General features: G+C 61.4%; 19 protein-coding genes. 17 read left to right on the forward strand and 2 right to left on the reverse strand.

The genetic code is table 11. The annotated features are described in order from the left end of the window. The first annotated feature begins 215 nt into the window (after window positions 1-215). The 5 genes from fhuA (at window position 216) to J0X03_RS03480 (ending at window position 6,610) form a co-directional block, all read left to right on the forward strand. A complete protein-coding gene (gene fhuA, locus J0X03_RS03460) occupies window positions 216-2,414 on the forward strand; it encodes a ferrichrome porin FhuA (RefSeq protein WP_123061962.1) in 2,199 nt (732 codons plus the stop codon). 47 nt (window positions 2,415-2,461) lie between these two features. Further along, complete coding sequence (gene fhuC / locus J0X03_RS03465) at window positions 2,462-3,259, forward strand: Fe3+-hydroxamate ABC transporter ATP-binding protein FhuC (protein ID WP_033651341.1); 798 nt, start codon at window positions 2,462-2,464, stop codon at window positions 3,257-3,259. Beyond that, the gene (fhuD, locus tag J0X03_RS03470; protein WP_103101298.1) at window positions 3,259-4,167 is read left to right on the forward strand and encodes a Fe(3+)-hydroxamate ABC transporter substrate-binding protein FhuD; all 909 of its coding nucleotides are present in this window, start codon (window positions 3,259-3,261) and stop codon (window positions 4,165-4,167) included. Before fhuC ends, fhuD begins: the two co-directional genes overlap by 1 nt. Further along, entirely contained in the window at window positions 4,164-6,152 is a 1,989-nt protein-coding gene (gene fhuB, locus J0X03_RS03475) for a Fe(3+)-hydroxamate ABC transporter permease FhuB (RefSeq protein WP_103101297.1), read from the forward strand. Before fhuD ends, fhuB begins: the two co-directional genes overlap by 4 nt. 305 nt (window positions 6,153-6,457) lie before the next feature. Next, complete coding sequence (locus J0X03_RS03480) at window positions 6,458-6,610, forward strand: Hok/Gef family protein (RefSeq protein ID WP_004937610.1); 153 nt, start codon at window positions 6,458-6,460, stop codon at window positions 6,608-6,610. A 124-nt stretch (window positions 6,611-6,734) separates the two neighbouring features. On the opposite strand, the gene metK is transcribed toward J0X03_RS03480, so the two are convergent. Continuing rightward, window positions 6,735-7,889 (reverse strand): methionine adenosyltransferase, encoded by a 1,155-nt coding sequence (gene metK / locus J0X03_RS03485; RefSeq protein WP_033644710.1) that lies wholly within the window; start codon window positions 7,887-7,889, stop codon window positions 6,735-6,737. Window positions 7,890-8,419: 530 nt separating this feature from the next. Here metK and J0X03_RS24355 point away from each other — a divergent pair. The 4 genes from J0X03_RS24355 (at window position 8,420) to J0X03_RS03505 (ending at window position 12,377) form a co-directional block, all read left to right on the forward strand. Beyond that, window positions 8,420-8,563, forward strand: coding sequence for a hypothetical protein (locus tag J0X03_RS24355; RefSeq protein ID WP_464017219.1), 144 nt, complete (start codon window positions 8,420-8,422; stop codon window positions 8,561-8,563). Window positions 8,564-8,797: 234 nt separating this feature from the next. Then, on the forward strand, window positions 8,798-10,774 hold the full coding sequence (speA, locus tag J0X03_RS03495) for a biosynthetic arginine decarboxylase (RefSeq protein ID WP_028127388.1): 1,977 nt from the start codon (window positions 8,798-8,800) through the stop codon (window positions 10,772-10,774). A 194-nt stretch (window positions 10,775-10,968) separates the two neighbouring features. Then, entirely contained in the window at window positions 10,969-11,889 is a 921-nt protein-coding gene (speB, locus tag J0X03_RS03500) for an agmatinase (protein WP_004937606.1), read from the forward strand. 335 nt (window positions 11,890-12,224) lie between these two features. Then, window positions 12,225-12,377: a Hok/Gef family protein gene (locus J0X03_RS03505; RefSeq protein ID WP_004937610.1), complete on the forward strand. Its 153-nt coding sequence runs from the start codon at window positions 12,225-12,227 to the stop codon at window positions 12,375-12,377. A gap of 110 nt (window positions 12,378-12,487) precedes the next feature. Here J0X03_RS03505 and J0X03_RS03510 read toward each other — a convergent pair whose 3' ends face one another. Then, entirely contained in the window at window positions 12,488-13,729 is a 1,242-nt protein-coding gene (locus tag J0X03_RS03510; RefSeq protein ID WP_160204560.1) for an MFS transporter, read from the reverse strand. Window positions 13,730-14,126: 397 nt separating this feature from the next. On the opposite strand from J0X03_RS03510, the gene J0X03_RS03515 reads away from it, so the two are divergent. The 8 genes from J0X03_RS03515 to J0X03_RS03550 all read left to right on the forward strand — a co-directional run bounded on the left by J0X03_RS03515 (window position 14,127) and on the right by J0X03_RS03550 (window position 20,942). Then, window positions 14,127-14,444, forward strand: a complete 318-nt coding sequence (locus J0X03_RS03515) for a non-heme iron oxygenase ferredoxin subunit (protein WP_004937614.1) — start codon at window positions 14,127-14,129, stop codon at window positions 14,442-14,444. 2 nt (window positions 14,445-14,446) lie between these two features. Continuing rightward, window positions 14,447-14,755 carry a recombinase-like helix-turn-helix domain-containing protein gene (locus J0X03_RS03520; RefSeq protein ID WP_019456046.1) on the forward strand — a complete coding sequence of 103 codons (309 nt, stop codon included), beginning with the start codon at window positions 14,447-14,449 and terminating at the stop codon, window positions 14,753-14,755. 20 nt (window positions 14,756-14,775) lie between these two features. Next, window positions 14,776-15,819 (forward strand): aromatic ring-hydroxylating oxygenase subunit alpha, encoded by a 1,044-nt coding sequence (locus J0X03_RS03525; protein ID WP_160204559.1) that lies wholly within the window; start codon window positions 14,776-14,778, stop codon window positions 15,817-15,819. Then, window positions 15,816-16,571 (forward strand): SDR family oxidoreductase, encoded by a 756-nt coding sequence (locus tag J0X03_RS03530; RefSeq protein ID WP_033644716.1) that lies wholly within the window; start codon window positions 15,816-15,818, stop codon window positions 16,569-16,571. Before J0X03_RS03525 ends, J0X03_RS03530 begins: the two co-directional genes overlap by 4 nt. Before the next feature lie 37 nt (window positions 16,572-16,608). Next, on the forward strand, window positions 16,609-17,403 hold the full coding sequence (locus J0X03_RS03535; protein WP_033639418.1) for an IclR family transcriptional regulator: 795 nt from the start codon (window positions 16,609-16,611) through the stop codon (window positions 17,401-17,403). Window positions 17,404-17,512: 109 nt separating this feature from the next. Then, a complete protein-coding gene (locus J0X03_RS03540; RefSeq protein WP_033644717.1) occupies window positions 17,513-18,454 on the forward strand; it encodes a VOC family protein in 942 nt (313 codons plus the stop codon). Further along, complete coding sequence (locus J0X03_RS03545) at window positions 18,451-19,662, forward strand: NAD(P)/FAD-dependent oxidoreductase (protein WP_160204558.1); 1,212 nt, start codon at window positions 18,451-18,453, stop codon at window positions 19,660-19,662. Before J0X03_RS03540 ends, J0X03_RS03545 begins: the two co-directional genes overlap by 4 nt. Before the next feature lie 23 nt (window positions 19,663-19,685). After that, window positions 19,686-20,942 (forward strand): MFS transporter, encoded by a 1,257-nt coding sequence (locus tag J0X03_RS03550; protein WP_129993404.1) that lies wholly within the window; start codon window positions 19,686-19,688, stop codon window positions 20,940-20,942. The last annotated feature ends 7 nt before the right edge of the window (window positions 20,943-20,949 follow it).

Consider the following 20,949-nt stretch of genomic DNA (forward strand, 5'->3'; position numbering starts at 1 on the left):
CTTTGTTATTAAGCCCGTAACCTTGGTTGCGGGCTTTTTTATTTTTCCGCTCGTTTTATTTCCCTGTTAACCGCAAGGCTAAGCGCCTAATCCTTAACCTATTTGCCCTATGAATTCGGCTTGCAGTTTAATTTGGCTTCTGCATAAAATGCGACGCTTATAATAATTATTATCGTTTACATTCGTCATTTAATAATTCATCAGAGAAATAAATCATGCTGACCAAGCGTCTTTCATCATCCGCGGCCAAGCAGGGCCGTCTCCCCGTCAGCGCGTTAGCGATCACCGTCGCTGCGGCGTTGGGTACGCTGGCGATGCCGGCTTTTTCCGCCGACGCCAAGCCGGCCGCCAAGGAAGACACGATTACCGTTGTGGGCAGCAGCAACACCGCCCAGCAGGAAAGCGCCTGGGGGCCGGTCGGCACCTATGTCGCCAAGCGCAGCGCCACCGGCACCAAAACCGATACGCCGATCGAGAAGAACCCGCAGTCCGTTTCCGTGGTAACGCGTGAAGAGATGGACATGCGCCAGCCGGATACGGTGAAAGGCGCGCTGGCCTATGCGCCGGGCGTATTCGCCAGCCGCGGCAGCTCCACGACCTATGACGCGGTGGCGATCCGCGGCTTCCCGGCCACCAACACCACCCAGTATCTGGATGGCCTGCGGCTGCTGGGCGACAACTACAGCGAAGCGTCCATCGATCCTTATTTCCTCGAGCGCGCCGAGCTGCTGCGCGGCCCGGTCTCGGTGCTGTACGGCAAAAGCAACCCCGGCGGCCTGGTCGCCCTGGTCAGCAAGCGGCCAACCACCGAGCCGCTGCGCGAAATCCAGTTCAAGATGGGCACCGATAACCTGTTCCAAACCGGTTTCGATTTCAGCGACGCGCTGGACGATCAGGGCATCTATTCCTATCGCCTGACCGGCCTGGCGAAAGACAGCGATACGCAGCAGAACATGAGCAAAGAGAAGCGCTATGCGATCGCGCCGTCCTTTAGCTGGCGCCCGGATGACAAAACCAACTTCACGCTGCTGGCCAACATTCAAAACGATCCCTATACCGGTTACTACGGCTGGTTGCCGAAGCAGGGCACGCTGATCCCGTTGCCGAACGGCGGTAAGCTGCCGACCGATTTCAACGAAGGCGAAGCCAGCAACTATACCTCCCGCAAACAGCGGATGATCGGGTACAGCTTCGAACACGCCTTCAACGATACCTGGGCGGTGCGCCAGAACCTGCGCTATCTGCAGCTGGACACCGACATGAAGAGTATTTATGGCAGTGGCGTTTCTGCTGCGACGCCGACGACGATTAACCGCGCCTATGTTCAGTCGAAAGAGCACCTGAACAATTTCTCGGTGGATACCCAGGCGCAGGCGAAGGTGAAAACCGGCGATATCGACCACACGCTGTTGTTCGGCGTGGACTACATGCGCATGCGTAACGATATCAATGCCGCATTTGGCACAGCGGACGGGCTGAGCATGACCCATCCGCAATACGGGAATGACGCGGTCAACATCAACTTCCCCTACCATTATCTGAACCGTCAGGAGCAAACCGGCCTGTATGTGCAGGAGCAAGGGGAGTGGAATCAGTGGCTGTTGACGCTGGGCGGGCGCTATGACTGGGCGAAGACCTCCGCTTACAACCGTGATGCGAGTTCGACGAGCCAGCAGACCGACCGGCAGTTCACCTGGCGCGGCGGCCTGAACTATCTGTTCGACAACGGCGTGACGCCGTATTTCAGCTACAGCGAGTCGTTTGAGCCGAATTTGGGCACGACGCAAGGGGGCAGTACGTTCAAACCTTCGATCGGCAAGCAGTATGAAGCCGGCGTGAAATACGTGCCGAAGGATCGCCCAATCGTGCTGACCGGCGCCCTGTATCAGCTGACCAAGAACAACAACCTGACGCCGGATCCGGATAACGCGCAGTTCAGCGTGCAGAGCGGCGAGATCCGTTCGCGCGGCGTGGAGCTGGAAGCCAAGGCGGCGTTGAATGCCAACGTCAACCTGATCGCCTCCTATACCTACACCGATGCGAAGTACACCAAGGACAACACCTATCAGGGCAAACCGACCGTCGAAGTGCCGAAACACATGGCGTCGCTGTGGGCGGATTATACCTTCCACGAAACGGCGGTGAGCGGTTTGACGCTGGGTTCCGGCGTGCGTTACGTTGGCTCCAGCTCGAGCTTCAACAGCGATAACACCACCTTCAAGGTGCCGGACTACACGCTAGTGGACGCCACCATTAAATACGATCTGGCGCGCTTTGGCCTGCCGGGCTCGTCCGTGGGCGTCAACATCAACAACCTGTTCGACAAGACTTACGTATCGAGCTGCTACCGCGACTACGCCTGCTACTGGGGCGCAGAACGCCAGGTGGTCGCCACCGCAACCTTCCGTTTCTAACCGGATAGCCGGGGCGGCGGCGCGTCGCCCCGGAAAAAGCAGGATCTATGCAGGACAAACTTCTTAATCCCGGCGCGACGTTCGCACTGGATAACGCCAGCTTCGCCGTTCCCGGCCGGGTGCTGTTGCAACCGCTGTCGCTCCGTTTTCCTCAGGGCAAAGTCTGCGGCCTGATCGGCCATAACGGTTCCGGTAAATCCACCCTGTTGAAACTGCTCGGGCGGCACCATGCGCCCAGCGGCGGTCAGGTCTTGCTCAATCGGCAGCCGTTGGCGCAGTGGGACAGCAAATCCTTCGCCCGCCAGGTGGCCTACCTGCCGCAGCAGTTGCCGGCGGCGGAAGGCATGACGGTGCGCGAGCTGGTGGCCGTCGGCCGCTATCCGTGGCATGGCGCGCTGGGGCGTTTTGGCGCCAACGATCGCCAACAGGTGGAAGAGGCCATCGCGCTGGTGGGGCTGAAGCCGTTCGCCCACCGCCTGGTGGACAGCCTTTCCGGCGGCGAGCGCCAACGCGCCTGGCTGGCGATGATGGTGGCGCAGGATAGCCGCTGCCTGTTGCTCGACGAGCCGACGTCGGCGCTGGACATCGCGCACCAGGTCGAGGTGCTGGCGCTGATCCAGCGCCTGAGCCGCGAACGCGATCTCACGGTGATCGCCGTACTGCACGACATCAATATGGCGGCGCGCTACTGCGACCATTTGGTTGCGCTGCGCGGCGGTGACATGATCGCTCAGGGCGGCCCGCTGGAACTGATGCAGGGGCCGGTGCTGGAGCAAATTTACGGTATTCCTATGGGCACGTTGCCGCACCCGAGCGGCGGCGCGCCGGTGAGTTTTGTCTACTGATGTCCTCTGCATTCACTTCTTCTCACGATCCGCTGCGCCGCCGCCTGTTGATGGCGCTGGCGCTGTCGCCCCTGTTGGGATCGTTGCCCGGGCGAGCGGCGGATGCGCCGCCGGATATCGCGCGCGTTGCGGCGCTGGAATGGCTGCCGATCGAGCTGCTGTTGGCATTGGGCGTGACGCCGCTGGCGGTGGCCGATGTCCATAACTACAACCTGTGGGTGGCGGAACCGAAGCTGCCGGCGACGGTCGTCGACGTCGGGCAGCGCACTGAACCGAATCTCGAACTGCTGCAGCAGCTCCAGCCTTCGCTGGTGTTGCTGTCGCAAGGCTATGGCCCGACGCCGCGAAAAATCAAACCCATCGCGCCAACCATGAGCTTCGGCTTCAACGACGGCAGCGGCAAACCGCTGACCGTCGCCCGCCAGTCGCTGCTGGCGCTGGGGCAACGATTAGGCATAGAAAGCCGGGCGATAAACCACCTGGCGCAGTTCGACAACTTTATGCAGGATGCGCGCCAGCGCCTGCAAAGCTACACCCGGCAACCGTTGCTGCTGTTTTCCCTGATCGACACCCGCCATGCGTTGATCATCGGCCAGAAAAGCCTGTTCCAGGAAGCGATGGACCAACTGGGCATCCGCAATGCCTGGCAGGAGCCAACCGACTTTTGGGGCACGGCGGTGGTGGGGATTGAACGGTTGGCCACGGTGCGTAACGCCCGAGTCATTTATCTCGATCACGGCAATCAGGCGATGATGGACAAGGTCAGCGCGACGCCGCTGTGGCAGTCATTGCCCTTCGTGCGGCAAAACCAGCTGCGGCAGGTGCCGGCGGTGTGGTTCTACGGTGCCACGCTGTCGACGATGCGGTTTTGCCGCCTGTTGGCGCAGGCTCAGGAGAGTGCGGCATGAATGCGGGCATTCGGAAATTGCCGCTGACGCTGATCCTGCTGTTGCTGGCGGCGGCAGGCGGTTTGACGATATACAACCTGACGCAGCAACTGCCGCCGGCGCAATGGGCGCGGGCGCTGAGCGCGCCGGACATCGACGACGTGCGGCAAATGCTGTTCCATTACAGCCTGCTGCCGCGGTTGACGGTGTCGCTGTTGGCCGGGGCCGGTCTGGGATTGGTCGGCGTATTGTTCCAGCAGGTGTTGCGCAATCCGTTGGCGGAACCGTCGACGCTCGGCGTGGCCGCCGGCGCGCAGCTCGGCCTGACCATCGCCACGCTGTGGGTGCTGCCGGGGGGCGAGTTCACTCGTCAGCTGGCCGCTATGGTGGGGGCGATCGCGGTGGGCGGGCTGGTGTTCGGCGTCGCCTGGGGCAAGCGGATGTCGCCGGTGACGCTGATTCTGGCCGGGCTGGTGCTGGGGCTTTACTGCGGCGCAGTCAACAGCCTGTTGGCGCTGTTTAATTACGATCAGCTGCAGGGCATGTTCCTGTGGGGCACTGGCGCGTTGAACCAACAGGACTGGAGCGCGGTGCAGTTTATCCTGCCGCGTTTGCTGGTGGCCGGTGCGCTGGCGGCGCTATTGCTGCGCCCGCTGACGCTGCTGGGGCTGGACGACGGCGTGGCGCGCAACCTGGGGTTGGGGCTGTCGATGGCGCGCTTCTGCGCCCTGGGGCTGGCCATCATTTTCAGCGCCATGTTGGTGAGCGCGGTGGGCGTTATCGGCTTTATCGGCCTGTTTGCGCCGCTGATGGCGAAGATGCTGGGCGCTCGCCGCCTGGCGCATCGCATGATGTTGGCGCCGTTGCTGGGGGCGTTGCTGCTGTGGCTGACCGATCAGGTGATGATTGGGGTGGCGCAGGTGTGGCGTGAGATCCCGACCGGGGCGGCCACCGCGCTGTTCGGCGCGCCGCTGCTGCTGTGGTTGCTGCCGCGTTTGCGCAGCGCCGCCACGCCGCCACCGATGAACCTTGGCGACAAGGTGCCTGCCGAGCGCGGGAATCTGCCTGGCTGGGCAGCGCTGGCCGGCGTCGTGCTGTTGATCGGCCTGACGTTGGCGCTGATGCTGGGCAAAAACGCCGGCGGCTGGCACTGGAGCCTGGGCGAGGAGCTGGACGCCTTGCTGCCGTGGCGCTGGCCGCGGGTGCTGTCGGCGTTGGCTGCGGGCATGATGCTGGCGGTCGCCGGCACGCTGATCCAGAAGCTGACCGGCAACCCGATGGCCAGCCCGGAAGTGCTGGGCATCAGCTCCGGCGCCGCTTTTGGCGTCGTGATGATGCTGTTTATGGTGCCGGGCGACGCCTTCGTTTGGCTGTTGCCCGCCGGCAGTCTGGGGGCGGCCGTTACGCTGCTGATCATCATGATTGCCGCCGGCCGCGGCGGTTTCTCGACCGAACGCATGTTGCTCGCCGGCATCGCGCTCAGCACCGCCTTTACCACCGTCATCTTCCTGCTGCTGGCCAGCGGCGATCCGCGTATGGGGGGCTTGCTGACCTGGCTTTCCGGTTCAACCTATTCGGTGGAGCCGGCGCAGGCGCTGCGCACCGCGCTGATCGCCGGCGGATTGATGATATTGGCGCCGCTGTGCCGTCGCTGGCTGACCATTCTGCCGCTCGGCGGGGCCACCGCCCGTTCGGTGGGGATTGCGTTGACGCCTGCGCGATTGACCATCCTGTTGTTGGCCGCCACGCTGACCGCCATGGCGACCCTGACCGTGGGGCCGCTGAGCTTTGTCGGGCTGATGGCGCCGCACATGGCGCGCATGTTGGGCTTCCGCCGCGCGCTGCCGCAAATGGTGATCGCCGCGCTGTTGGGCGGTTTGCTGATGGTATTTGCCGACTGGTGCGGGCGGATGCTGCTGTTTCCGTATCAGATCCCCGCGGGGTTACTGGCGACCTTTATCGGCGCGCCGTACTTCGTTTATCTGTTGCGTAAGCAGACGTCGTAAGCTTCACCCCTACTTTGCCTTCTCCTCCATCAAGGGCCCAGCGCTGCTGGGCCTTTTTTCAACGCCTTGCAAGGCGTTGCGTGTCGCTGCGCAAGAAAGACATTTAACGTGAAAAGGAACGCGGGAAGAGAGGGGGAGGTGAATATACTGCGTGCGGGTGCTCTGGATCTTTGTCTCTGGAGCCTGCGTGAAAGATACAAAGAGAAAAGCCCCGAGTCGATATCCATCAACCCGAGGCCTACTCTAACGCATCACAACGCTAAGTTAGCCTCTTACCCGCCGCGAGGCAAGGAGAAGAAGGCATGATGCCGAACAAACGGAGCCTGTTAAAATTGGTGGTTATTTGTGCCACGGTGATATCACTGGCATGGATAACCCGCAGCACGCTGTGTGAGCTGCGTATCCGATCGGGCACTACGGAGGTTGCGGCCATTTTGGCTTACGAATCCGAACGGTAAGGCAACCCGGCGGCGGGGGCTTTGCCTCCGCCGGCCGGCAGTCGATGCGTTGATCCATGAGCACCCATCCGTTCAAAAAAAACGGCGAGCCTTGGCTCGCCGTTTTTCATGTTGATGTCGGGGCTTATTTCAGGCCGGCGGCATCGCGCAGCTGCGCAGCTTTGTCGGTCGCTTCCCATGGGAAGTGTTCGCGGCCGAAGTGGCCGTAGGCGGCGGTTTCGCGGTAGATCGGCTGCAGCAGATCCATCATCTGGATCAGGCCGTATGGGCGCAGATCGAAGAATTCGCGCACCAGCAGCGTCAGTTGTTCGGTTGGCACTTTCTCGGTACCGAAGGTTTCCACCATGATGGAGGTCGGTTCCGCTACGCCGATAGCGTAAGACACCTGGATCTCGCAGCGATCGGCCAGGCCGGCGGCGACGATGTTTTTCGCCACGTAGCGCGCCGCGTATGCCGCGGAACGGTCAACCTTGGACGGGTCCTTACCGGAGAAGGCACCGCCGCCGTGGCGAGCCATGCCGCCGTAGGTGTCGACGATGATCTTACGGCCGGTCAGGCCGCAGTCGCCCATCGGGCCGCCGATAACGAAACGGCCGGTCGGGTTGATGTGGTATTTGGTGCCCGCCGTCAGCCATTCCGCCGGCAGTACCGGCTTGATGATCTCTTCCATCACCGCTTCTTGCAGATCTTTCAGCGAAATGTCTTCTGAGTGCTGGGTGGACAGAACGACGGCGTCGATGCCGACGATTTTGCCGTCGTCGTATTGGAAGGTCACCTGGCTCTTCGCGTCCGGGCGCAGCCACGGCAGGGTGCCGTTTTTACGCACTTCGGATTGGCGCTGCACCAGACGGTGCGCGTAGGTGACAGGCGCAGGCATCAGCACGTCGGTTTCATTGGTGGCGTAGCCAAACATCAAGCCCTGATCGCCGGCGCCCTGCTCGAGAGGATCGGTACGGTCAACGCCCTGATTGATATCCGGAGATTGCTTGCCGATGGCGCTCAACACTGCGCAGGAGTTGGCGTCAAAGCCCATGTCCGAATGAACGTAGCCGATCTCGCGCACGGTCTTGCGGGTGATCTCTTCGATATCGACCCAGGCGCTGGTGGTGATTTCACCGCCGACCAGCACCATACCGGTTTTCACGTAAGTTTCGCAGGCGACGCGCGCTTTCGGATCTTGTTCCAGGATGGCGTCGAGGACGGCATCGGAGATCTGGTCGGCGATTTTATCTGGATGTCCTTCGGAGACGGATTCGGACGTGAAGAGGTGTTTAGCCATTGTGTTCTTTACCTTGCATAAGACGGGTTAGAAATTACTGCACAGCGCTGGAGATCCGGCATCGAAGCGAAGGGTCTTCCGCTGATGGCGCGAGATGCATCCTGCAACGCCCCTCAGGCAAAGCCGTTAAGCAGTTTATCAGTTAACCAGTATAGATGGATTAACATCTGGACGTCTATTTTAGGTCAGGGTTTAGCCAGATTGCCAGTAATTTTTTGCGCTTTCGCTCTTTTGCGCAAACGGGTTGGCGCCATTTTCATCGCTTGAAACAGTTTTCGGCGAATTTTCATTTTGCTTTTTCACCTGCTTACCGGTATAAACTGCGCGCGCGGTTCATTTGCTGCACAGTACGGCGGTCTGGCGTGGGGGAAGGTACGGTAAACTTCCGCTTTGCATTCGTCGGCATTGCGCTATTATCCGTCGCGGGCGTTCGCCGTGGCGCCGCCGCTTCATCGAACGGTCACGTTCTTACACTATTTTAGAGGCTGGGTCGTTCACTCCGAACGGCGCGCGTGGAGGTGGTTGGATTAATGATCCGTTGTCTACCGGTTGTTGGTTCTCAACAGCAGTGCCGTTCTGGCGCACATTCTTCTGCTATTTCCCGTCTTGTCTCTCTGTCACTTACCAGGTGCGATAAACACTTGGCCGCTACTCAGGATTCTCGGGCCGGCTAACGGTCGTCTGAAGAACTGAACAAGGGTAGCCTGCAGCCTTCCTGTGGGATGTTTCTTGGCCCGATTCACGAGGTTTGAACAGGGTGTCTTACAATTATATGAGTGATAAACCGATCGCTGACCGCGAACGGCAGTTCTCTTCGCTGCCGCCGGCGCGGCTTGTTGGGTTGTTCTCGCGGGTTGTAGCTGCGATAGTGGCTGACGGTTTCGTCAGTACGGAATGTGAGGCGAACCATGTCTGATGATCTGTTGATTCACCGTCCGCCGGTTGCGGGCGAGTCTTTATCTTTGCGCTCCATGCAGGAGGTTGCCATGAATGATCGTAATGCCAGCAAGATGCTGCGTACTTATAACGTCGCCTACTGGGGCAACAATTACTATGACGTCAACGAGCTGGGCCATATCAGCGTGTGCCCGGATCCGGATGTCCCGCAGGCGCGCGTCGATCTGGCAGAACTGGTGAAAACGCGCCAGAAAGACGGCCAACGTCTGCCGGCACTGTTCTGCTTCCCGCAGATCCTTCAGCATCGCCTGCGCTCTATCAACGCCGCGTTCAAACGCGCGCGTGAGTCCTTCGGTTACCAGGGCGGCTATTTCCTGGTGTATCCGATCAAGGTGAACCAACATCGCCGCGTGATTGAATCGCTGGTGAACTCCGGCGAACCGCTGGGGCTGGAAGCCGGCTCAAAGGCCGAACTGATGGCGGTGCTGGCGCATGCCGGCATGACCCGCTCGGTGATCGTCTGTAATGGTTATAAAGATCGTGAATATATTCGTCTGGCGCTGATCGGGGAAAAGCTGGGGCACAAGGTGTACCTGGTGATCGAGAAGATGTCCGAGATCAATCTGGTGCTGGAAGAAGCCGAGCGGCTGAACGTCATACCGCGCCTGGGCGTGCGTGCGCGTCTGGCATCGCAAGGCTCCGGCAAATGGCAGTCGAGCGGCGGCGAAAAATCCAAGTTCGGTCTGGCGGCGGTGCAGGTGCTGAAGCTGGTGGAAACCCTGCGTGAAGCGGGCCGCCTCGACAGCCTGCAGCTGCTGCACTTCCATTTGGGTTCGCAGCTGGCCAATATTCGCGACATCGCCACCGGCGTGCGCGAATCGGCGCGCTTCTACGTTGAGCTGCACAAGCTGGGCGTCAACATTCAGTGCTTCGACGTGGGCGGCGGCTTGGGCGTCGACTACGAAGGCACCCGTTCGCAGTCCGATTGCTCGGTCAACTACGGCCTGAACGAATATGCCAACAACGTGATTTGGGGCATCGGCGACGCCTGTAACGAACACGGCCTGCCGCACCCGACGGTGATCACCGAGTCCGGTCGCGCCGTGACCGCGCACCACACGGTGCTGGTCTCCAACGTGATCGGCGTAGAGCGCAACGAGTTCAGCGAACCGCAGCCGCCGGAAGCCGATGCGCCGCGCGCGCTGGAAAGCATGTGGGAAACCTGGCTGGAAATGAACGAGCCGGAAAACCGCCGCTCGCTGCGCGAATGGCTGCACGACAGCCAGATGGATCTGCACGACGTGCATACCCAATACGCGCACGGCATGCTGGACCTGACCAAGCGCGCCTGGGCCGAGCAGCTGTATCTGAACATCTGCAACAAGATCCAGCAGCAGCTCGATCCGAGCAACCGCGCGCACCGTCCTATCATCGACGAACTGCAAGAGCGCATGGCGGACAAGTTCTACGTCAACTTCTCGCTGTTCCAGTCGATGCCGGATGCCTGGGGCATCGATCAGCTGTTCCCGGTGCTGCCGCTGGAAGGGTTGGATAAGCCGCCGGAAGGCCGTGCGGTGCTGCTCGACATCACCTGCGATTCCGACGGCACCATCGACCATTACGTCGACGGCGACGGCGTGGCGACCACCATGCCGATGCCGCCATACGATCCGGAGAACCCGCCGGCGTTGGGCTTCTTCATGGTCGGTGCGTACCAGGAGATCCTCGGCAACATGCACAACCTGTTCGGCGACACCGCTTCGGTTGACGTGTACGTGTTCCCGGACGGCAGCGTCGAGACCGAGCTGTCCGACGAGGGCGATACCGTGGCGGACATGCTGGAGTACGTGCAGCTCGATCCGAGCGCGCTGCTGTCCAAGTTCCGCGATCAGGTCAAAGAAACCGATCTGGACAGCGAGCTGCAGGCGCAGTTCCTGGAAGAGTTTGAAGCTGGCTTGTACGGCTACACGTATCTGGAAGACGAGTAACCGCCTTCTTCAGGGGGGCGATATCGGCCCCCTTGAAGCATGAACAAAATGCGGCCATAATCTGCCGTATCGGTAGCACCGAAACACACATCGAATAAATCCCTTTCTCGTCGGGCTAACGACGCGGGAGGGATTTTTTTTTGTCACGGCCCGGCGTCTGCGCCCGGCAACTTGTTGAACTACGAGGGTTTACTATGAGCACCTTAGGCCATCAGTCCGATAATTCATTAGTGTCCAACGCCTTTGGTTTCCTGCGCTTTCCGCTGAACTTCATGCCTTACGACAGCGATGCAGAGTGGGTCATCACCGGCATTCCGTTTGACATGGCGACCTCCGGTCGCGCCGGCGGCCGTCATGGCCCGGCGGCCATCCGCCAGGTGTCCACCAACCTGGCCTGGGAAGGCAACCGTTGGCCGTGGAGCTTCGATCTGCGCGATCGCCTGAACGTGGTTGACTGCGGCGACATCGTGTTCAACTTCGGCGATGCGCAGGACATGAGCGACAAGCTGCAGGCGCACGCGGAGAAACTGCTGAAGGCCGGTAAGCGCATGCTCTCGTTCGGTGGCGACCACTTCGTCACCCTGCCGCTGCTGCGTGCGCACGCCAAGCATTTCGGCAAGCTGGCGCTGGTGCACTTTGACGCCCATACCGATACCTATGCCAACGGCAGCAAGTTCGACCACGGCACCATGTTCTATCATGCGCCGAACGAAGGCCTGATCGACCCGCATCACTCGGTGCAGATCGGCATTCGCACCGAGTTCGATCACGACAATGGCTTTACCGTACTGGACGCCGCGCAGGTGAACGATCGCAGCGTGGACGACCTGCTGACCCAGATCAAAGGCATCGTCGGCGATATGCCGGTGTACCTGACCTTCGACATCGACTGCCTGGATCCGGCGTTCGCACCGGGCACCGGCACGCCGGTGATCGGCGGCCTGACTTCCGATCGCGCGCTGAAACTGGTGCGCGGCATGCAGTCGCTGAACATCGTCGGCATGGACGTAGTGGAAGTGGCGCCGGCCTATGACCAGTCCGAGATCACCGCGCTGGCCGCGGCGACGTTGGGTCTGGAGATGCTGTACCTGCAGGCGGCCAAGAAACACGCCTGACGCCAGGCCACGCCTCGCTGAAAAAGCGGCTCCCATCGTATGGGGGCCGCTTTTTTTATTTCATTTGTCGCCATCCGTGCGGCGATTTTCAGTCTGTTGCAACGCCTTTGCGCAATTTTGCGCAGAAATGAAACTGAGTCGGAGAAAAGGAACCGGGACAATGGAGAGGATGAATATACTGCGGGCGGGTGCTCTGGATCTTTGTATCTGGAGCCTGCGTGAAAGGTACAAAGAGAAAAGCCCCGAGTCGATATTCATCAACCCGAGGCCTACTCTAACGCCAGCAACGTTAAGTTAGCCTCTTACCCGCCGCGAGGCAAGGAGAAGAAGGCATGATGCCGAACAAACGGAGCCTGTTAAAACTGGTGGTTATTTGTGCCACGGTAATATCACTGGCATGGATAACCCGTAGCACGCTGTGCGAGCTGCGGATCCGATCGGGCACTACGGAGGTTGCGGCCATTTTGGCTTACGAATCCGAACGGTAAGGCAACCCGGCGACGGGGGATGTCCCCCGTCTGCTGGTTGTTGGCGTCCAGATCCATGAGCACCCTCTCAAGGCCATTGGCTTTCTCTGCCGCAACGGTGCGGGAACAGGCTATGCCCGCTTCACCTGGCGCGCCAGCAACATGCGGCCAAACAGTGCGCCGCCCGCCAGCAGCGTCAGCAGCTGCGAGGCGATCAGTACCGCAAAGCCCGAGGATACCTTGCCCTGGCTGGCCATCACCATGCCCATCGCCATCGGCACGAACGCCGAGAACAGATTGCCGATGCCGTTGATCAGCCCATAGGCGCTGCCGACCGCCTCCGGCCGCGCATAATGCTGCAGCAGCGTGGGGATCGCCGCGCCTTGCGCGCCCCAACAGGCGTTGGCCGCCAGCAGGAAGAACGCGATCCAGCCAAGCTGATGGCTGTTCATTACGCCATAGATGCACAGCGCGGTCGCCGCGCCGCCAAAGACGAAGATCAGCGGCGCCTGATAGGGGCGGGTACGATCGAGCAGCACGCCGCCGAGGTATTTTGAGGCGATGCTGACGATGAAAGGCAGTGCGGCCATCCATCCCATCTGCTTGATGGAGAATCCTTTTTCATCGGTCAGGTAGGCCGGCAACCAGGCGCTGGACCCCCACAGATAGCTGAGCGTGGCGATCTCGATCAGCAGGATCCAACCGAGCATCGGCGTGCGCCAGGCCAGCGCGAAGGTATGCCAGACGCGGCTCAACACCGGCTGAGGATCGGCGGGGCGTGAAGATGAGGGTAAGGCGAGCGGATGAACGAACAGCCGCACCAGCGCCAGGCCCAACAGCAGGTTGAGCAGCGCCAGCAGGTGAAACGACATCGCCCACCCGAAGTGCGCCATCAGAAAACTCACCAGCGGAAAGCCGATCACCAGCCCCAACGAGACGCCCAGCGCGCTGACCGCGTTGGGTTTGCCGCGCTCGTCGGCGGCGAAATGATCGCTGATGTACATGGTCTTGAGCGAGAACAGCGGTCCTTCGCTGACGCCAAGCAGCGCGCGCACTGCGCACAGCAACAGCAGCGATCCCGCCAGCGGCGACGCGGCGGTGAGCAGCGCCCACAGCACGACGCTCAGCGTCAGCGCGCGGCGGTAACCCATCAGCGTTTCCAGAAACGGCGTCAGCAACATGGCGGACAGGCCGTAACCGAGTAAAAACACCGTCATCAGCGTGCCCTGATGGGCGCGGTCACCGCCGAGTTGAAAGTATTGCAGGAAGTCGGGATTGACCAACATCACGGCGATATTAACCCGATCCGCATAGGCGATAACGATCAGAAACAGCAGGGCGATCACCCCAAACCAGCGTTGACGTTGTTGCACGGCGCGTTCCTCAGTGCGAGCGGTTGACGAATTCAGGCAGCAGTAAACTCACCTGCGGATGCCATTACGTGCAAACGCGGGGATGAGGCCGATTTATGTAAATTTATTGTTATAAAATTGGGTGTAAAAGACAGCGAGAGAACTCTTTTACGCGCAATGCGCCGGCAGGATCAACGCATTTTTTGCCATAAATTAGCTGAAGAGCGCACAACTGACATAGGTTTTTCATATCGGTGCATTATTTCGTGATCCCTCCCGCATTTGTCATTTTTAAACAACCTTTCATTAACATTTGCCGTTCCGCTAGCTTGACGAAAGTTTCGCCAGACTTATAGTGGCTGTATTAAATAAGAAACTGAGTTTCATATATGAAACAATCAGATAGAGGATAAAAGCAATGAGCTGGAAGAATGTGTGCGAAGTGTCTCAGGTGAAAGAAGATTTTCCTTTCTCCGGCAAAGTGGAAGGAAAAGAGATCGGGGTGTACCTGCTCGACGGTAACTACTACGCGCTGGAAGACGTCTGCCCGCATGCTTATGCCTTGCTCAGCCAGGGGTTTGTAGACGACGGCAAGGTTGAGTGCCCGCTGCACGAAGCGCTGTTTGACGTGCGCACCGGCCAGTGCCTGCGCGAGCCAGGCGGCCGCGATCTGCAAACCTATCCCACCCGGGTGGTCGACAACCAAATCCAGATCACCTTTATCGCGGAGGAGTAATCATGCAGCACATCACCGATTTCAATCCCTGGCTGCCGGACACCCAACAGGTGACGCCGGCCCGCGAAGGCGGCAACGGCCAAATCCATCAGCCGGGCCAGTTCCGCAACGTTGTGTGGCAAAACCGCGCCCGGGTGCCGGACGGTTTCGAAACCGCGCTGGTGGCGGCGCTGGAAACGATTTTCGATCAGGGCGCGGAAGAGCTGGAACAGATCGTCAGCGCGTTGAATCAGCGCCGCCTGTTCGATCGCAGCGGCCAGCCGTGGAATGAAGCGACGTTCCGCGAATTCCTTCACGTTAACGGTTTCTGATCGACACCCGGGAGAAGACAATGACAGCAAACACAACATCCTCCGAACAGAGCTTGCAGGACTATCTTGACCAGGGGCTGCGCGGCATGTGGTATCCGGTGCTGGCCAGTTGGGAAGTGGGCAACAATCCGGTCGGCATCACCCGCCTTGAGCAACAAATCGTGGTGTGGCGCGACGGTGAAGGCCAGATCCACGCGTTGGAAGATCGCTGCCCGCACCGCGGCGCGCGGCTTTCCATGGGGTGGAACCTCGGCGATCGCATCGCCTGCTGGTATCACGGGGTGGAAGTCGGCGGCGACGGGACGGTGAAAGACGTGCCGGCGGTGGATCGCTGCCCGCTGGTGGGGCAAAAATGCCTGCGCGCTTACCCGGCCAAAGAAGCCTACGGCGCGGTGTTCCTCTATTTTGGCGTGACGGCGGATGAAGCGCCGGCGGAGCTGACTTTCCCGCAAGAGCTGGCGGACGAAGCGTCGTACAGCCACTTCTTGTGTACCGCCAGCTGGAACTGCAACTACCAATACGCCCTGGAAAACGTGATGGATCCGATGCACGGCACCTACCTGCACTCTTCCTCGCACTCGATGGCGGAAGGGGATCGCAAGGCGGACATGGGGCTGGAGCCGACCGACAGCGGGTTTATCTTCAAGAAAAACGGCCAGATCGGCGTCAACTTCGACTGGGTGGAGTTCGGCAACAGCGGCGCGTATTGGATGCGTCTGTCGATCCCGTACAAGAAACGTTTCGGGCCGGGCGGCCACTTCTGGATCATCGGTATGGTGGTGCCGGAAGACAAGGATCACTGCCGGGTATTCTTCTGGCGCATCCGTAAGGTCCAAGACTGGCAGCGCGACATGTGGCGCTTCATGTATCGCAATCGCCTGGAATCATTGCATTGGGACGTCCTCGAGCAGGATCGCATCGTGCTTGAAAACATGGCGCCTAACGCCCGTCGCCGCGAATACCTGTACCAGCACGACGTCGGTCTGTCGCGCCTGCGCCGCCTGATGCAGAAAGAGGCGCAGAAACAGCTGGCGACGCTGCGCGAGCGGGAGGCGGCGCAGTGAACGGCCTGCTGAACGGCAAGCGCATCGTGGTCACCGGCGCGGCGCGCGGTCTGGGCTACAGCTTCGCCGCCGCCATTGCCGCTGCCGGCGCGCAGGTGGTGATGTGCGACATTTTGGCGGATGAGCTGGCGGCGAGCGGCGCCGCGCTGCGCGAGCAGGGCGCTCAGGTAGAAACGCAAATCATCGATCTGGCCTCACCGGATTCGATCCGTTCGGCGTTCGAGAAGATCGCCACAGGCGGCGGGATCGACGGGCTGGTGAACAACGCGGCGCTGGCGACCGGCGTCGGCGGTAAAACCATGATGGAATACGACATCGATCTGTGGGATCGGGTAATGCAGGTCAACGTGCGCGGTACCTGGTTGGTGAGCCAGGCGGCAGTGCCGCTGCTGGCGCGCAACCCGCACGCCAAGATCGTCAACGTGGCGTCGGACACCGCGCTGTGGGGCGCGCCGCGCCTGATGGCCTATGTCGCCAGCAAAGGCGCGGTGATCGCGATGACGAGATCGATGGCGCGCGAGCTGGGCCCGCAGGGCATCTGCGTCAACGCTATTGCGCCGGGCCTGACGCGGGTGGAAGCCACCGAGTATGTGCCCGCCGAGCGCCATCAGCTGTATGAGCAGGGGCGCGCGCTGGCCGGGGCGCAGCATCCGGACGATGTGAACGGCACGGTGCTTTATCTGCTGTCGCCGTTGGCGGATTTCGTCACCGGCCAACTGCTGCCGGTCAACGGCGGCTTCGTATTCAACTGACGGCCCGCAGGGCAGGCGCACAGCGCAGGAGCGAGAGATGGCGGACGAGCAAGCATGTAAGTATCTGATCCCGGGACTGGATCGCGGATTGCAGTTGCTGCTGGCGTTTGGCGAGCAGCATAAGGAAATGACCTTTGCCGAGTTGCATCGCCTGGTTGATATGCCGAAGGCCACCGCCTACCGCGTGGTGCAGACGCTCGAGCACCTGGGCTTTCTGGAGCGCAATCCGCGCACCAATACCTTCGCGCTGGGCATCAAGGTGCTGCGTCTCGGCTTCGAATACATCGCGTCGCTGGACGTCGCGCAGGCCGGCCAGCCGGTGATCGAACAGCTGCGCGATCGCAGCCAGTGCAGCAGCCATCTGGCGATCCGCGACGGGCGCGACGTGATCTATATCGCCCGCGTCAGCGCCGCCGGTTCTCAGATCAATCAGGTCAGCGTCGGCACCCGTTTGCCGGTGCACCAAACCTCGCTCGGCCGCATGTTGTTGACCAGCGCCACCCGCAGCGAGTTCGAACAACTCTATCCGGACGAGCAGCTGCCGGGCAACGCGCCGGGCACCCCGGCGGATCGCGAAACGCTGTGGCAGATGGTGCAGCAAGACAAGGCGCGCGGCTATGTGATCGGCGAATCATTCTTCCGCCACGGCATCTCCTCGATCGTCTACCCGATCTTCAACCGTGAGCAGCGGGTCGAGGCGGTGGTCAGCATCATGGTGCCGTCCGATGAGATCCCGAAAGCGGATCGCGAGCGGCTGCGCATGGAAGTGCGCGATGCGGCGGAGAAAATTTCCGGCTTCCTCGGCGCGCCGCCGCAGGCCAACGTCGGCTAACCGACAGGACCGACTCTTTCACTCAGGCAGGGATAAGGCCCACAGCAAACAGGGGCCGGGGTTCAGTCATGCCTGAAAACCGTATACAGCGAGAACGTGAGGCTGAGCAATGAGCGTAATCGGAATCGAAAAACTGGAGTTTGGCGTCGAAGATCTGCCAACCTGCGAAAAATTCATGCATGACTTTGGCCTGCAGCCCGCCACGCAACATTGGGGCGAACCGCAGCGCGAATTCACTACCCTGAGCGGGGCGCGGGTCGTTCTGCACCCGTTGCAAAGCGCGGCGCTGCCTGCGGCGTTTGAAGGCGGTTCCACCCTGCGCCGCATGACCTGGGGCGTGGCATCGCCCGCGGATCTGGCGCGTCTGCAGCCGCGTTTGGCGTTGATGCCCGGCTTTCGTCAGGTGGGGGAAGAGCTGGAATGCCGCGATCCCAACGGCATGACGCTGCGCTTCGTCGTCAGCCGCCAGCAGGCGGTCGAAGTGCCGGTCACGCCGATCAACCAATGGGGCGACGTGCGCCGCATCGATCAACCCAGCCCGGTCTACTCGCAGGCGCAGCCGATCAATATCGGCCACGTGGTGTTCTTCGTTGACGATCTGGCGGCGACCGAGCGTTTCTACCGCGAGCTGTTGGATTTCCAGGTTTCCGATCGCTATATCGATCGCGCCGTCTTCCTGCGCACCCAGGCGCGCGGCGGCCACCATAATCTGTTCCTGCTGAAGCTGCCTAACCGCCCACGCGGCCTGAACCATGTGGCGTTCACCGTGCGCGATATCCATGAAGTGATCGGCGGCGGCATCGCCATGAACAAAGAGCAGTGGAGCACCTTCATCGGCCCTGGCCGCCACCCGATTTCCTCGGCGTATTTCTGGTACGTCAACAGCCCGACCGGCGGCGCGTTCGAGTACTACACCAACGACGATTATCTGACGGAAAACTGGCAGCCGCGCGAGCTGGAACATTCGCTGGTCTCCTTCACCGAATGGGCGGTAGAAGGCGGCATCGATCACGATACTCGCCGCCAGCATAAAAAGGCGGAGGCGTTATGAACCGGCCGGAACAGGCGGGTATTGTCATCGTCGGCGGCGGCCAGGCCGGCGGTTGGGCGGCCAAGACGCTGCGTGACCGGGGATACAGCGGCCGGCTGACGGTGATAAGCGACGAACCCTACGATTTTTACGAGCGGCCGCCGCTGTCGAAAGCGGCGCTGCTGGATACCGTGGCTCCCCTCAGTCGGCTGTTCAGCGAACAGGCGGTGGCGGAGCTGAACATCGACTGGCGTCGCCCGCTGCGCGCCGAGTCTATCGATGCCGAACAGCAAATCGTCACGCTCAGCGACGGGCAACGGCTGCAGTTCGAGCAATTGCTGATCGCCACCGGCGGGCGGCCGCGTTTGCCGGGCGCCGCCTGGGCGCAGCACCCGCGCGTGATGACGCTGCGTTCCTGGGATGATGCGGCCCGGTTGCGGCAGGGCCTGCAGAGTTGCCGTCGCCTGGCGATCGTCGGCGGCGGTTGGATCGGGCTGGAGATCGCCGCTTCTGCGCGCCGTCTCGGCGTCGAGGTGACGGTGTTTGAGCGCCAGCCTGCGCTGTGCATGCGCAGCGTCGGCGCCGATGTCTCACAGGCGTTGCTCGAACTGCATCGCCGGCAGGGCGTGACGGTGTTGTGCGGCTGCGGCGAGATCTCGCTGGAAGATCGCGACGGCGTCGCCTGGATCGGCAGCGAAGTCAGCGATCCGCAGGCCTTCGATCTGGTGGTGGTGGGGATCGGCGTCGAGCTGAATCTCGAACTGGCGCGCAGCGCCGGGCTGGCTATCGAGTCCGGCATCGTGGTCGACGGCCAGGGGCGCACCAGCCATCCGGCGATCTTCGCCGCCGGCGATGTGGCGCGCCACCCGACGCTCGGCCTGTGCCTGCAGTCCTGGGCCTACGCGCAAAATCAGGCCATCAGCACCGCCTGCGCAATGCTCGACGCCTTCGCCGCTCCGTATGACGACGTGGCCTGGCTTTGGTCGGATCAATACGACGTCAATATCCAGATCCTCGGCGTGCCGAGCGGCGGCGTGCACCATGTGGTGCGCCGCACGCCGCAGTCGCAGGTGTTCTTCACGCTGAACGCCGATCGGCAACTGGTGCAGATGGTGGCGTTCAACGACGCGCGCACCATCAAACTCGGCAAGCGTTGGCTGGCGAGCGGCCGGGTGCTGGATCCGCAGCAGCTGGCGGATGCGGAGTTTTCTTTGATGGCGTTGAAATAACGCCCGAACCTCGGGAGCGTTTTATGACTACGCAAGACATTGACGCCCGCGCTGGACGGGCGGGGGAAACCGTTGCCGAAAATCCGCAGCAGCGGGTGCGCTGGTCGGTACCGATCGCGCTGTTCGCCTGCGTGCTGCTGGCGTTTTTCGACAAAATCAGCATCGCGGCGCTGTTTTCCGACGCCGAGTTTCAGCAGGCGCTGGGCATCGGTTTTGACCCGGCGCGGCTGGGGTTGCTGATGAGCGCGTTTCTGTTCTCCTACGGCATCTCCTCGATGCTGCTCAGCGGCATCGGCGATCGGCTTAATCCGGTCAAAGTATTGATTGGCATGATGGTGGTGTGGGGCGTGCTGATGGTGTTGATGGGGCTGGTGCGCTCCTATCACGCCATGATGACGCTGCGCATTCTGCTCGGCATCGCCGAAGGGCCGCTGCTGCCGATGGCCTACGCCATTATTCGTCAGGCCTTCCCGCCGCAGCTGCAGGCGCGCGCCACCATGCTGTGGCTGCTCGGCACGCCGCTCGGGGCCGCGCTCGGCTTCCCGGTCACCCTGTACATCCTCAATACCTTCGACTGGCAGGCCACCTTCTTCTTTATGGCGTTTCTGACACTGCCGGTGATGTTGCTGGTGCTGTTCGGCATGCGCCACCTGAACGTCGCGCGTCCGGCGGCGGCGGCCAAGCCGGCGGTGTCCGAACGCCAACAGCATCGCCGCGAGCTGTTGCGCAGCCCGCATTTCTGGATGATTTGCCTGTTCAATATCGCCTTCCTGACCTACCTGTGGGGCATGAACGGCTGGTTGCCGAGCTATCTGATCAAGGGCAAAGGCATTCATCTGGAACATGCCGGTTACCTCTCTTCGCTGCCGTTCATCGCCATGCTGCTCGGTGAAGTGCTGGGCGCCTGGCTGTCGGACAAGCTGGATCGGCGCGCGCTGGCCTGCTTCCTGTCGCTGTGCGGCGCCGGCCTTGGCCTGGCGGTGGTGCTGCACCTGCAGGGCACTTACAGCGTGATCGCCGCCATGGCTTTCAGCACCTTTATGTGGGGCGCCGGCGCGCCGAATATTTTCGCGCTGTTGGCGAAGGCGACCAGCAGCAAGGTCAGCGCCACCGCCGGTGGCATTTTCAACGGACTGGGCAATTTTGCCGGCGCGCTGGCGCCGGTGCTGATGGGGGCGTTGATCGCCGCCACCGGCAATATGGATAACGGCCTGCTGTTCCTGGTGGTGATGGCGTTCGTCGGCTGCCTCATTCTGCTGCCGTTGCTGAGAAAGTACTGATTAATCA

This window comes from Serratia ureilytica (assembly GCF_017309605.1).
Taxonomy (GTDB): Bacteria; Pseudomonadota; Gammaproteobacteria; order Enterobacterales; family Enterobacteriaceae; genus Serratia; species Serratia ureilytica.